Below are 12,330 nucleotides of genomic sequence, written 5' to 3'. Positions count from 1 at the left end.
TCGGTATGTCCATATGGTGAGATGTATTAGACACCGCTGACGGGAACATTCGAACGGTTTGCTGACCGCAGCACTCGCCACAGCGTGACTCGACTGGCTCGAGGCTGGAACAACGCTGGCCCGACGGTTTCAGTGGGGATGGTGGCGGCCGTCGAACCAGGTCCTGGTGGGCAGGATAGACGCTCGATTACGTCCGGCGGCGGAGCCAACGTGTCAGCAGCAGGATGACAACCGGGAGCGCGACGAACGCCGCCAGTAGCGCGAGAATCGCCGCGGCGGTGGTGGTTTCGGCGTACGGCTCAGGCGCCGGTCGTGGTGCCGGGTAGGGCGGGCCGGGGTATTGCGTTGCCAGGTACCGGGGTGCGGTGTTCTGCGGCGGTGAGTACGGCGGGCCCAGGTACTGCTTCGCCAGGTATCGGGTCGCGGCGTCGTGCAGGGGCAGGCACGGCGAGGCTTGCGGTCCCGGATGGCCGGGCGGTGGCGGGGCAGCGCTCATCGCATCATCGTCGCGGTTCGGCGGGCATCGGTGTATCCACCGAACGATCGACATCGCGATGCGGGTGCCCATCTATGAGGTAGGCACCCGCTCATCCTCGTGCTCCGAGCGCTGTCGCGGTATCCGCCGGACGTCCGATAACCGGCGAACCATGCGTTACCGATCTCGGGTCAGCGCAGTCCATCCCGGCGTCGCAATTCTTCGGCTCGAGCGCGCAGCGCGGCATTCACTAGTTCGCGGCCCTCGGCCATCAGGTCGAGCACCTCCCAGGAGGCTTTCCGGGCGGCGCCGCCGACGATTCCGGCGATAGCTCCGCCGTGGCGCCGGGCCGCCGCCGCCAGCTCTTGTGCGAGTTCGTTTTCCATCAAGGCACCGACCGTCACGTGGGATTCAGTGAATGAGTGTGTGCCGAACGTGGTGTGTACATAAGCCGACCATCCCTTCCTGACTGCGGCTATCCGGAAAGCTGCACGCAAGATCAGAGTACAGCCGTACACTGACCGAGGTCACGGCCGGGAGAGCGCAAAATCGAAGCCTCCGCGAAGCGTAATCGGCAACGGGTCTGACCGGAATACCGACCGACACCGAACCGTACTGCTCGTCGGCGACACATCGGCCGGTCGCAGGCCGATTTCACCGACGAAGCGTTTGGTCAAGATCACGCCGGGTAGTTGCGTCCATGTAGCTGATCGGCCGGATTCCATCACTGGGATCGGGAACATTCACTACAAGGGCAGGAGCAGAAGATGCTTGATATTGCCTACCGAAAATCCGCGATCGACCAGGACACGCAACGGCTGGACATCAGCAGATATCTGGCCTGGGGCAACGTCGAAGATCCGGTCCGACGCTCGCGGCAATCGCAGCGAATCGCCGAGGATCTCGACCAGTCCGAGCAAAAGGCAAGTGCCTGAATCACTGTCATCGAATGCAACGCGGAGGAATCAGATCATGACCGGAATGCTGGAAGAACTCATCGGAAGCGCTGTGTACTCCCCGGAGGGCGACAAGATCGGCAAGGTGAAGCGGATCTATGTCGACAACACCTCCGGCGCACCGACCTGGGTGTCGGTGACCACCGGGATGTTCAGCGGTGACTCGCTGGTCCCGCTGGCCGGCGCACAGCTGCGGCACGACCCGGAAGCACTGCAGGTGCGCGTTGAGAAGGAGGAGGTGAAGACCGCGCCGCATCTCGAGCACGACGGTCTGATCAGCCCCGAAGCCGAGCGCGAGCTGTTCGACCACTACCACATCGACCCGAACCGGGCCGGCATGGAGATGGGCGGCAAGCAGCAGATGCGTGGCGGTCGCCGCCCCGATGACCAGGGCATGGTGCGCTCCGAGGAGCGGCTGGCGGTCAACAAGCAGAACGAAGAGGTCAGCCACGCGCGGCTGCACAAGTACGTGGTGACCGAGGAGCAGACCGTCACCGTGCCGACCACGCACGAAGAGGTCCGGATCGAGCGCGAGCCGATCACCGACCGCTCGCAGGTCGGCCGTGCCGACATCGGCGAGCAGGACGCCGAGGTCACCCTGCACGAGGAGCGGGTGACGGTGCAGAAGGAGTCCGTGCCGGTCGAGCGCGTCCGCCTCGCCGTCGACCAGGTCCAGGACGAGCAGACCGTGTCCGAAACGGTCCGCAAGGAGCGGATCGAAACCGAGGGCGTGGAAAACGATCGCCGCAACCCGCGACGTAAGTGACCATCAGCCCGTCGATTGGTATCACTGGGTGAGGATCAGGACGAACCTGATCCTCACCCAGATATCTGTTGCGGATACGCAGGTCGACCAATCATCCAGGGCAGCAACGATATTGCTGAAGCAGTAGCGGTGCGTGCCGATCAGATGCCTTATCAAACCTGGCATCGCCATTTGGCGGCGCAGGTCAGTTAATTGCCCAGCGCGGCAACAGTATCGGTGAACCTGTCGGCGGCGTCGATCAGAAGCCTGGCTCAGGGCGTCGGAATCGGTGCGCGAGTACCGCGACGTCGCGGTATCGGGTGATCCTTTGAGCGGCTGAATGTGATGGGCTACTTGGTTTTACGGTGGGCCGGGCCGGATGCAGCGCCGGATCGTGCCGGAGGATGCGGACTTCGAGGTCGACGGTTTCCGGGGCGAGGGCGGCGCCGAATTGCGCGGCGAGGGTGAGTCGAAGGACGCGCAGCCGATCGAGGGCATCGACCTGCCTACCCGCACGGTAGAGGGCGAGCGCGTGCAACCGGGCCAGCGGCTCGTGCAGTGGGTGCTCGCCCGTCAAAATGCTCATCTCCCTGAGACATTCGAGGCCCGAGCCGAGCCGCAGCGCGGCATCCAATCCGGCGACGGTCAACTCCAACCGCCACGCGTCCAGCCGCGCCGCTTCCACCGCCGCGTACGGCGCCCACAGCAGATCGGCCAATGCTGGTCCGCGCCAGAGCCGCCGGACCTGGTCCGCGGCCGCGCGGGCTTCGGCATACCGACCTGCCCGCTGTGCCGCATGCAGGCGATCCGCGATGGATTCGGCGGCGAGCAGATCACCGACGACCATCGTCGTCCGGTATCCCGCCGGGGTGCGCAAGACCGTCCCGCCGTGCGCACCCAATGCCGTCCGCAACCGAGACACGACAACGCGCAATCGTTCGACCGGTCGCGAGAGTTCGCCATCACCCCACAGATCCGCGGCAAGTCGCCGATCGGGTACCGGAACCCCGCCCGCGAGCGCCAGCCGCACCAGCACCGCGCGCTCCAGCGGACGGTCGACCCCGATCATCCCCGCCCCGTCGGTAACCGACACCGGCCCGAGGACGTGCACCTGCGCGTACCCAGGTTCGGGTGCGCAGGTCGAATAGACAATGCCTTGCGGCACAGTCATTCTCGCTTCTCCTTCCGATTCGATGGTGCCGGACCGACCACGGTGACCCCGTAGCGCGCGAATTCGGCCTCGACCTCCGCGCCCGAGGGCCGCCGGGTATCGGCAGGCGGCAGCACGAGCTCGGTGGCCGCGGTACCGAACACCCGGTGCGCCCGCTCCACACCCGCCGGGGTGTAGTGATGCAGCACCCGAGCCGTGGCAGTGTGCACCGCGAACCCATGCGGAATGCCACGGGGCAGCCACACCGACGTGCCGGGCCCGGCCTGAATGCGGGCCAGCCCGCGATGCACGGTGAGCTCACCGTCGAGGACGAAGCACAGTTCGTCCTTCCGCGAATGCAGATGAACCGGCGGCTCGTCACCCTTCGGCAGCACGACCTCGGCGAGCGACAGCACCCCGCCCGTGGTTTCGGCGCGTTGATGCCAGATCATCAGGCACCCGAACGCCCATTCGGCGATCGGTTGATGCTGCCCGAGCTCGTGACGTTGTTCCGGCAAGGCATGGCTCCTCGATCGGTGACTCGATGTGATCCATGCTCGATCCGCCGGCCGAGAACGGAAACACCGATCGGCTGTCGGATCTACAATCCAGACTTGTGGATGTGGAACTCCGGCACCTGCGGGCATTCCAGGTACTGGCCACCGAGCTGAACTTCACCCGGGCGGCGGCTCGGCTGCACCTGACCCAGCAGGCGTTGAGCAATCAGATCAAGCAGCTCGAAACCCGCATCGGCGCGACGCTTTTCCAGCGCAACAGCCGTCAGGTCACGCTCACCGACGCGGGCCGGACACTGCTGGCCAGGGTGCCCGACATCCTGGACACCATCGGTGCCGCGATCGCCGATACCCGCGACACCGAGACCGGGCAGCGCACCGAGTTGATCGTCGGCATCCGCGGCGTCACCGGCCTGGACATCACACCCCGGGTGTTGCGCGCCTTCGCGGCCGAGTTTCCGCACGTCGCGGTGACCGTCGGCAAGGTCGAATTCGACGACGCGAGCGCGGGCGTGCTGGCCGGTGCCTCAGACGTCGGGCTGATCTGGTTGCCCGCGCCGGAGGGCCTCGACGTGACGCCGCTGCTGTCGGAGGAGCGGATCGCGCTGCTGCCCGCCGATCATCCGTTCGCCGCCGACACCGCTGTCCTGCCGACGGAACTGGCCGTCCAGCCGTTCGCGTGGTGGACCGATAACCGCGATCTCGCCGCGCGACTTCATGACACTGGCCGACTACCGCGACGGCCCGGCGATCATCGGCGCCGAGGTGGCCACGCTGGAAGACCTGCTCGCCGCGGTGGGCAGCGGTCAAGCGGTCGCGGTCTCGGCTGCCTCCGTGTCCCGCTTCTTCCCGTGGTCGGGTGTCATCACTCGGCCGTTGCTCGATGTCGCGCCCGCGGTGCTGGCTGTCGCCTGCCGGGCGGGCGACACTCGGCCGCTGGTGGCGGCCTTCATTCGGATCGCGACGAAGGTCGGCGCCGAACTGATGGCCGAGGGCGCGGCCGAATCGCCGGGTACTACTCACGGCGGGTAGGCAGTCAGGGTTCACCCTGATCTTCCCCGGATATCGTTGCTGACCTGGTGATTTATCGTGGCGCAGCTGTCAGAGTGGAACATGTCGGATCGTGGGAGAGCGGTTCGCGGAGACTCTCGGAGGCTGGCAATGTTGTGGAAGATTATCGGAATCGTCGCGGTCGTCTGGATCGCGCTGGCCATCATCGGTGCGCTGATCAAGGGGCTGTTCCCGATCCTGGCGATCAGCGCCATCGTGTTCGGGCTGTACCTGCTGTACAAGGCGGTGTCGGGCTCGGACAACTCGGTCAGCAAGTTGTAGCTTCCGCCTGCGGAGCGGCTTCTGCGCGCCGGGTAGCGCTGCGAAGCCGTGCGGGCGGTAGTCGGACGGATCCAGGTGTGGCCGGGATGCCACCGGGAGGCGCGAGCGAAGTCGCGAACCGTCCGACCAGGGGCCGTGCGCTCCCCGATGAGGGGAAAGCGCACGGCCCCTTTTAATCCATCGCAAGAACTGATTTCGTTCGTACATGGGTAACTCACCGGGTACCGGCTGACTCACCCAGGCTCTATACCGGCGGCCGCCAGCGCAACAGTCGCGGCACACTAGTCTGGCCTGAATACGCGGAGAGGTGGGCAGCTGGTGGAGCGGCTTTCGGAGGACTGGCAGCGCGGATTGGTGATCGTCGCGCACCCCGACGACATCGAGTACGGCGCCGCCGCGGCGGTGGCCCGGTGGACGGGGCAGGGCAAGGACATTCGCTACGTGCTGGTCACCAGCGGCGAGGCCGGGATCGCAGGCCTGCCGCCCGCCGAATCCGGACCGGTGCGCGAGGCCGAGGAGATCGCCTCCGCGAAAGCCGTTGGCGTGCAACAGGTTGACTTCCTCGGCTACCCCGACGGGCGCGTCGAGGAATCCTTGCAGCTGCGCCAGGACTTGGCTGCCGCGATTCGTCGCCATCAGCCAGAACTGGTGGTGCTCTTCAACTTCGGTGACACCTGGGCCCCCGGCTTCGCCAACAGCGCCGATCATCGCGCCGTCGGCCGGGCGGCGCTGGATGCGATCTCCGACGCGGGTAACGAGTGGATCTTCCCCGAGCTGACCGAGGCGCCGTGGTCGCCGCGCTGGGGAGCGGTGATGGGCCCCAAGGTAACTCACGCCGTCGACGTCACCGCTCACATCGATCAGGCCAGGGCGTCGTTGGCCGAGCACCGTCGCTACCTCGAGGTGCTCAGTTCGGAACCGTTGGAGGATCAAGTCCGCGCCATCGTGGACAGGGCGACCGGCCCGATCGAAGGCTTCCCGGCCGAGCGCGCCGTCGGCTTCGAGCTCTACTACTTCAGGGACGCTGCGCACTGAGTTCGGCGAGATACGTTGTCACCCAGCTGAACCGACGGCACCAGCGTCGGTGAGGGAGCTGGTATCGCGTTACTCCGGCACCAGTTCCCCATGATCTCGGTCGAGCGGCCGTTGGGCGGCGACGCGCCTGATGACGGGCAGCCAAGCGTCGAGGGGAGCGACGGTGAGGCCGACCACCTTGCCCGCGTCATCGGCGCGGCGCAGGGCGAGGGCGGCGTCGAAGTCCGGGTCGGCACGGAACTCGGCGATCTCCGCGGCGTTCATCGGACCACCCTGAGCAATCAAGGTGCGCTGGCTGGAAGGGGACAGGCCCTCGGTGTGCGCCGAATCCGTCGCTGCCAGATAGCGTTTCGCGACCACATGCAACTCGACCAAGCGGGCGACCCGACCGCCGAGCAACTCGCGGATCGCGTCCGCGCCATGCCTGCCGTGGCCGGCGTCATCGCCCGGGAAGAGCTGATGACCGATGTCGTGCACCAACCCGGCGACTTGCAACTCCTCATCCAACGGATACCGCTGCCGCAGCAACTCCGCACACTGCCGATCGTGGTCGAGGATGTCGACCGGATCGCCGCTGCGGTCCGGCATGTCCCAGACGTCCTCGCCGTTCGCCAGCAACACCATCAATTCGTCCACCGTGGACACCAGCACGATCGCTCCACTCTCCGACACCAATTGGTCTAGACCATAGTGCCAGGCGCGCCGGAGGTCACGTGAAGTTCTGCTGACGAGCAGGTGAAGACGCGGGACAGGGATACTGTCGGCCCGTCAGACGGTGTGGCAGGCTATGCGGATGCGAGTAGCCGTAGTCGCGGGGCCCGATCCCGGGCATGCGTTTCCCGCCATCGCGTTGTGCTTGCGTTTCCTGGCCGCCGGTGACGAGCCGGTGCTGTTCACGGCCCCACGCTGGTTCGACGCCGCCCGCGATGCCGGAATCGGCGTCCGCCGCCTGAAGGGCCTCGCCCCGCGCCCGGCCGACGACGACACCGACGCGGGCCAGCGCATCCATGAGCGCGCCGCGCACATCTCCACCGAGATCCTGCCCGACCTCGGCGCCATGCTGCCCGAGCTGGTCGTCTCCGACGTGCTCACCGCGGGCGGTGGCTTGGCCGCGGAACGCCTCGGCGTGCCCTGGGTCGAGCTGTCCCCGCACCCGCTCTACCTGCCGTCGAAAGCCTTGCCGCCCATCGGAAGTGGCCTCGCCCCCGGTGAAGGGCTGCGCGGCCGGATGCGCGACGGCGTGCTGCGCACCATGACCGCCCGCGACATCCGCAACGGCCTGCGCCAGCGCGAACAGGCTCGCGAGGGTGTCGGCCTGCCCGCCACCGACCCGGGCCCCGCCGCGCGCCTGATCGCCACTTTGCCCGCGCTCGAGGTGCCGCGCCCCGACTGGCCCGACAACGCCCACGTCATCGGCCCGCTCTTCTGGGAACCCACGGATGCGATCCTGGCACCCCCGCCGGGCGACGCCCCCCTGGTGATGGTCGCCCCCTCCACCGCGCACACCGGCGTGGCAGGCATGGTCGAGACAGTCCTCGACGCCCTCGCAGGAGCCGATGTCCGCGTGGCTATCTCGACCCTCGACACCCCGCCCGCCGATCTACCACCCTGGGCGACAGCAGGTTTGGGCCGCCAGGACGAACTCCTCACCCACGCTTCGGTAGTCGTCGGCGGGGGTGGCCACGGCCTGCTCGCGAAGTCCCTCTCCGCTGCTGTTCCTGTCGTCACCATTCCCGGCGGCGGCGATCAATGGGAGCTCGCCAACAGGGCCGTCCGCCAAGGAAGTTCACTCCTCGTCCGCCCCCTGACTCCGGCTGCCGTCCGCGCCGCCGTCCTGGAAATCCTGTCGACCCCGCACTTCACCGCCGCAGCGAAAGGGGCGGCGGCCACCGCCGCTGACGTCGCCGACCCGATTCAGCTGTGCCACCAGGTCCTCGATACGGTGCGCGCGGGCTAGCGGTATCTGACCAACGGGGCAGGTGGGGGTCCACAGGTGGCGCGGGTATCTTGGGCACGGTGCGATTGACGGAGTTCCAGGAGCTGTTGCATACCGAATTCGGGTCGGCCCGGGGCGATGCCCTGCTGGCCGATCATGTGATCCCGTCGTTGGGGCGGACGGGGTCCGATGCCATCGAGGCCGGGGTCGATCCGCGGGATGTCTGGCGGGCGCTCTGCTCGGAGTTCGACGTGCCGCGGGGGCGGTGGTGAGCGTGCCGGGGCACGCGGTGGATCGGGACGGGCCGTTGTATCGGTTCGACGATCGGGAGCGGATGATTCCGGTCGATCCGGAACGGTTGGCCGCGCGGTTGGCCAAGGCCGAGCCGGTCGACTTCGCCGGATGTCGGCAGACCGGGATCGAAGCGATGCTGCTCGGACGTTACGGCCAGGCGCTCGATCTGCTGGATCGGGCACTGGAACTCGTGGACACCGAAGAGCGCCGGATCACCGTGTGGATCAATCTCGGTGATGTCTATCGCTATCAAGGCGACGCTTTTACGGCCGAGACGTTGTATCGACGTGCCGTCGAGCATGCGCGGGTGGCCGCGCCGGACGTGCTCTCGTTCGCCGTGCAACACCTGGGAAAGGCACTGGCCGAACAGGATCAGCTGACCGAGGCACACCCGCTGCTGCGCGAGGCGCTCGACTTGCGTTCGGCCGAGGGCGATTCCGAACTGATCGAATCCACCAGGGTCGCGCTGGAACGACTGTCCGCGCTGCCGATTCCGTTGCCGCCGAAGGTTGCCGCGCTGCTCGGTGACGCGCCGACCTGGTCGGACGAGCACGAGGGCAAGAGTGGCGGCGTCGCGTTCGTCAACGAAACCTATTGGGTCAAGCGGGGACCGAAGGCCGTCGCGGAACACGAGCGGCTGAACTGGCTGTGCGACCGCGGAATTCGGCTGCCGGAGATCGTCGCGTTCGACGGTGACGTGCTGGTGCTGGCCGACGCCGAGGCTTCGAGCCTGGCCGCGCGCGACGACACGGGCTCGGGGGAGACGTCGGTGGGCGCGGTCATGGGTGCCCTGCTTCGCCGGCTGCACAGCATTCCGGTCGCCGAGTGCCCCTTCGACGGACGGCTCGATGCCGTGCTGGCACAGGCGCGTCGCCAGGTGATCGAGGGCTTGGTCGATCTCGACGACTTCGAAGAGGAGAACCGGGATCTCGGCCCGCAGGACGTCCTGACGCGACTGCTCGCCGAGCGTCCCGACCACGAGGACCTGGTCGTGGCACACGGCGACTTCACGCCACCCAACGTGCTGGAGGGCGCGATCCTGCTCGACGTCGGCGCGCTCGGCGTGGCGGATCGGTACCGCGACTTGGCACTTGCCGTGCGCGACCTGCGCGACGACTTCGACGAGGACGAGGTGAACGTCTTCTTCGCCGCCTACGGCCTCACCGAGCCGGATCACCGACGCCTGGAGTACTACCGCCTGCTCGATGAATTGTTCTGAGACTCAAGGCTTCTTGGCGTAATGGCGGGCCGCCTTGGTGCGGTTGCCGCAGGTCGCCATCGAATGCCAGCGGCGGGTGCCGTTCTTCGAGGTGTCGTAGAAGAACAGCACGCAGTCGGGATGGGCGCACTGGCGGATGCGGTCCGGCGCTTCGGCGAGTAGGTGGAGCAGGTTGTCGGCCGCGAGCCAAGCGGGCAGCCAGGCGGGGTCGGGGACATCGATGACATCCTCGGGGCCGGTGTCGGTGAGCGTGCGCCGGATTCGACCGTGGTCGAGCACCTCGTTCAGCGCGGTGTGCGCGGCGCTCTGCACCACGTCGTAGATGGCGGTGCGCGCCGCCAGGACCGCGTCGAGGGTCGCCGCGTCGGCGGTTGCCCGGTCGGCCAGCCCGGCCGAAGACAGCCACACGCCGAGGCCTGCCAAGTCGGTTAGCAGGTCCTGCGGCTGTCCGTGCTGGTTCCACCGCGTGTCCAGCAGGTCGAGTGCCAGCGGTTCGCCGAGGTGGGGGCGTGGATCGTGCATGACTGAGGGTATCGAGCTCCTTCCGGTGATCGAGGCACCCGGTTCTCTAACCGGTTAAAAGCAGTTTACGGGTTGACTGGGGCGTTCTGTTGCCGCTATCGTCTAACCAGTTAAACCGATAAAGACGGTTTGGCCATTCGGGGAGGATCACATGACCACGGTTGCCGCACCTCAGCTCGCCACCGGGCACATCGGCCTGAACGTGTCCGACCTGGATCGCTCGGTCGATTTCTACCGCCACGCACTGGGTTTCGAGCAACTCACCGCGAGCACCGACGGCGACCGCAGATGGGCGTTCCTCGGCGCGGGCGGCAAGCTCTCGTTGACGCTGTGGCAGCAGAGTGCGGGCACGTTCTCTACCGGAACCCCTGGCCTGCACCATCTTTCGTTCCAAGTCGACACCATCGAGCAGGTGCGCGCGGTCGAGGCGGCGTTGCGCGAACAGTCGGTGCCGATCGTCCACGACGGTGTCGTCGCGCACGGTGAGGGCGCGAGCTCCGGCGGCATCTTCTTCACCGACCCCGACGGCATCCGGCTCGAGGTCTACGCGCCGAGCGGCGCCGAGTCCGCACCCGCACCTAGCGGCGACGCGCCGACCTGTGGATTCTTCTGAGCCGCAGTGTTGTTGAACGTTCCGGCGGCTGCCGTCGCCGGATGACCTCCCGCGACAGGAGTATTGCGATGGCGCCCTTCCATTCCGGTGAACTCGCCGTCCAGCAGCGCATGGGTCAGACGGAGATGGCCGACCACGTCGGCCGGTCGATCCGGGCCGACATCCCGGCCGTCGCCGCCTCTTTCCTGGCCGAGCAGCCGATGGTGGTGATCGCGGCCGCCGACGACGCGGGCAGGCTGTGGGCGAGCGAACTAGTCGGGCCGCCTGGCTTCGTGCACGCCGTCGACGCGGACACCATCGCCGTCGACGCGCGGCCGCCCGCGGGAGATCCGTTGTGGGAGGCGCTGACTCATCCGGCCCGGATCGGCATGATCGCCCTGCAACCGCAGCGGCGCAGGCGGATGCGCGTCAACGGCGCGGCTACGGCCGCGGGCCTCGGTTTGCGCATCGCCACCGATCAGGTCTACGCGAACTGCCCGAAGTACATCACCCGCAGGCACATCGAGTCGTACCGGCCGGATATCGAGCCGCCGTTGCCGCGGCACAGCGCCGAACTCGATGCACGCCAGCAGGCGACGATCACGGCGGCCGACGCGTTCTTCGTCGCCACCGCTGACACCGAGGGCAACGCCGACGCCTCGCATCGCGGCGGCAATCCCGGCTTCCTTCAGGTGCTTTCACCGACCCACCTGCGCTGGCCCGACTACCGGGGCAACTCGATGTTCATGACGCTCGGGAACATCGAAGTGAACCCGCGCTGCGGCATCCTCGTCCCGGACTGGACCACCGGCGGCACCCTGCAACTCACCGGAACCGCCGAGTTGACCTGGGCGCCGGAAACTTTCGCCGTCGGTGCGCAATGCTCGATCGACTTCACCATCACCGAGGTCGTCGAACGCGCCGGCGCGGGCCCACTGCGCTGGGGCCCGCCCGAGCTTTCCCCCGTCAACCCCTGACCCGAGTCACCCGAGAAAGGAGTCGTCCGTGCGACCTCCAGTGCCACCGTTCGATCTAGAATCCGCCAAGGTCAAGGTGCTCGCCGCCGAAAACGCCTGGAAAACAAGCGATCCGGAGAAGGTCGCCGCCGCCTACACCGAGGACTCGGTCTGGCGTAACCGGGACGAGTTCTTCACCGGCCGCGCCGCCATCGTCGAATTCCTCACCCGCAAATGGGCTTCGGAAAACGGCTACGCACTCCGCAAAGACCTCTGGGCCTTCGAAGGCAACCGCATCGCCGTGCGCTTCCAATACGAATGGCACGACGAAACCGGTCAATGGTGGCGCAGCTACGGCAACGAACAGTGGGAGTTCACCCCCGAAGGCCTGATGTCCCGCCGCGAAGCCAGCATCAACGACGTCCCCATCCCCGAATCCGCCCGCCGCATCTTCGGCCCCCGCGAACCCGGCGACGACTCGGTATTGCCCCAGCAGTAGCTCACCCAAACAGGACATGGTGGCGGCGAAGTGCGAGTGAGCCCGCCACCAGGTCCCGTTGACCACGCCGCGCGCACAGCCCATCCGGCCGCGCACCGAATGCC

General features: G+C 67.3%; 17 protein-coding genes. 11 read left to right on the top strand and 6 right to left on the bottom strand.

From position 1 onward, the window contains the following. Window positions 1–187 precede the first annotated feature (187 nt). Both ACQPW1_RS35245 and ACQPW1_RS35240 read right to left on the bottom strand, forming a co-directional pair. Window positions 188–496 (bottom strand): hypothetical protein, encoded by a 309-nt coding sequence (locus ACQPW1_RS35245; protein ID WP_433656543.1) that lies wholly within the window; start codon window positions 494–496, stop codon window positions 188–190. Window positions 497–666: 170 nt separating this feature from the next. Continuing rightward, window positions 667–861: a hypothetical protein gene (locus ACQPW1_RS35240; protein WP_405165762.1), complete on the bottom strand. Its 195-nt coding sequence runs from the start codon at window positions 859–861 to the stop codon at window positions 667–669. A gap of 381 nt (window positions 862–1,242) precedes the next feature. Between ACQPW1_RS35240 and ACQPW1_RS35235 the strand changes: the two genes are divergently transcribed. Next, window positions 1,243–1,410, top strand: a complete 168-nt coding sequence (locus ACQPW1_RS35235; RefSeq protein ID WP_433656541.1) for a hypothetical protein — start codon at window positions 1,243–1,245, stop codon at window positions 1,408–1,410. Window positions 1,411–1,447: 37 nt separating this feature from the next. Next, window positions 1,448–2,197 carry a DUF2382 domain-containing protein gene (locus tag ACQPW1_RS35230; protein ID WP_433656539.1) on the top strand — a complete coding sequence of 250 codons (750 nt, stop codon included), beginning with the start codon at window positions 1,448–1,450 and terminating at the stop codon, window positions 2,195–2,197. Window positions 2,198–2,435: 238 nt separating this feature from the next. Here the strand turns inward: ACQPW1_RS35230 and ACQPW1_RS35225 are convergent, their stop codons facing one another. Together ACQPW1_RS35225 and ACQPW1_RS35220 are read right to left on the bottom strand one after the other, a co-directional pair. Next, the gene (locus ACQPW1_RS35225) at window positions 2,436–3,347 is read right to left on the bottom strand and encodes an AfsR/SARP family transcriptional regulator (protein ID WP_433656537.1); all 912 of its coding nucleotides are present in this window, start codon (window positions 3,345–3,347) and stop codon (window positions 2,436–2,438) included. Continuing rightward, complete coding sequence (locus ACQPW1_RS35220; RefSeq protein WP_433656535.1) at window positions 3,344–3,844, bottom strand: cupin domain-containing protein; 501 nt, start codon at window positions 3,842–3,844, stop codon at window positions 3,344–3,346. Before ACQPW1_RS35220 ends, ACQPW1_RS35225 begins: the two co-directional genes overlap by 4 nt. Window positions 3,845–3,942: 98 nt before the next feature. Between ACQPW1_RS35220 and ACQPW1_RS35215 the strand changes: the two genes are divergently transcribed. The 3 genes from ACQPW1_RS35215 (at window position 3,943) to ACQPW1_RS35205 (ending at window position 6,208) form a co-directional block, all read left to right on the top strand. After that, the gene (locus ACQPW1_RS35215; protein WP_433656533.1) at window positions 3,943–4,893 is read left to right on the top strand and encodes a LysR family transcriptional regulator; all 951 of its coding nucleotides are present in this window, start codon (window positions 3,943–3,945) and stop codon (window positions 4,891–4,893) included. A 109-nt stretch (window positions 4,894–5,002) separates the two neighbouring features. After that, window positions 5,003–5,173, top strand: coding sequence for a hypothetical protein (locus ACQPW1_RS35210; protein ID WP_433656531.1), 171 nt, complete (start codon window positions 5,003–5,005; stop codon window positions 5,171–5,173). Between the two features lie 318 nt (window positions 5,174–5,491). Next, the gene (locus ACQPW1_RS35205; protein ID WP_433656530.1) at window positions 5,492–6,208 is read left to right on the top strand and encodes a PIG-L deacetylase family protein; all 717 of its coding nucleotides are present in this window, start codon (window positions 5,492–5,494) and stop codon (window positions 6,206–6,208) included. Window positions 6,209–6,277: 69 nt separating this feature from the next. Here ACQPW1_RS35205 and ACQPW1_RS35200 read toward each other — a convergent pair whose 3' ends face one another. After that, complete coding sequence (locus tag ACQPW1_RS35200; RefSeq protein WP_433656528.1) at window positions 6,278–6,880, bottom strand: HD domain-containing protein; 603 nt, start codon at window positions 6,878–6,880, stop codon at window positions 6,278–6,280. A 121-nt stretch (window positions 6,881–7,001) separates the two neighbouring features. Between ACQPW1_RS35200 and ACQPW1_RS35195 the strand changes: the two genes are divergently transcribed. From ACQPW1_RS35195 to ACQPW1_RS35185, 3 genes are read left to right on the top strand one after another with little or no spacing between them, the layout of a single operon-like run. Next, a complete protein-coding gene (locus ACQPW1_RS35195; RefSeq protein ID WP_433656527.1) occupies window positions 7,002–8,165 on the top strand; it encodes a glycosyltransferase in 1,164 nt (387 codons plus the stop codon). A gap of 59 nt (window positions 8,166–8,224) precedes the next feature. Beyond that, window positions 8,225–8,416, top strand: coding sequence for a DUF3046 domain-containing protein (locus tag ACQPW1_RS35190; RefSeq protein WP_150405823.1), 192 nt, complete (start codon window positions 8,225–8,227; stop codon window positions 8,414–8,416). Then, window positions 8,413–9,657 carry a phosphotransferase gene (locus ACQPW1_RS35185; RefSeq protein ID WP_433656525.1) on the top strand — a complete coding sequence of 415 codons (1,245 nt, stop codon included), beginning with the start codon at window positions 8,413–8,415 and terminating at the stop codon, window positions 9,655–9,657. The genes ACQPW1_RS35190 and ACQPW1_RS35185 overlap by 4 nt, the downstream gene beginning before the upstream one ends. Window positions 9,658–9,660: 3 nt before the next feature. Here the strand turns inward: ACQPW1_RS35185 and ACQPW1_RS35180 are convergent, their stop codons facing one another. Continuing rightward, window positions 9,661–10,179, bottom strand: a complete 519-nt coding sequence (locus ACQPW1_RS35180; protein WP_433656523.1) for a CGNR zinc finger domain-containing protein — start codon at window positions 10,177–10,179, stop codon at window positions 9,661–9,663. A gap of 151 nt (window positions 10,180–10,330) precedes the next feature. On the opposite strand from ACQPW1_RS35180, the gene ACQPW1_RS35175 reads away from it, so the two are divergent. The 3 genes from ACQPW1_RS35175 to ACQPW1_RS35165 all read left to right on the top strand — a co-directional run bounded on the left by ACQPW1_RS35175 (window position 10,331) and on the right by ACQPW1_RS35165 (window position 12,226). Continuing rightward, window positions 10,331–10,792 (top strand): VOC family protein, encoded by a 462-nt coding sequence (locus ACQPW1_RS35175; protein WP_433656522.1) that lies wholly within the window; start codon window positions 10,331–10,333, stop codon window positions 10,790–10,792. 68 nt (window positions 10,793–10,860) lie between these two features. Next, a complete protein-coding gene (locus ACQPW1_RS35170; protein ID WP_433656521.1) occupies window positions 10,861–11,748 on the top strand; it encodes a pyridoxamine 5'-phosphate oxidase family protein in 888 nt (295 codons plus the stop codon). A 28-nt stretch (window positions 11,749–11,776) separates the two neighbouring features. Further along, window positions 11,777–12,226: a nuclear transport factor 2 family protein gene (locus tag ACQPW1_RS35165; RefSeq protein ID WP_433656519.1), complete on the top strand. Its 450-nt coding sequence runs from the start codon at window positions 11,777–11,779 to the stop codon at window positions 12,224–12,226. Window positions 12,227–12,330 lie beyond the last annotated feature (104 nt).

It is taken from the genome of Nocardia sp. CA-128927, assembly GCF_050955855.1.
In the GTDB taxonomy this organism is placed as follows: Bacteria; Actinomycetota; Actinomycetes; order Mycobacteriales; family Mycobacteriaceae; genus Nocardia.
This window is presented reverse-complemented; position numbering and strand designations above follow the sequence as displayed.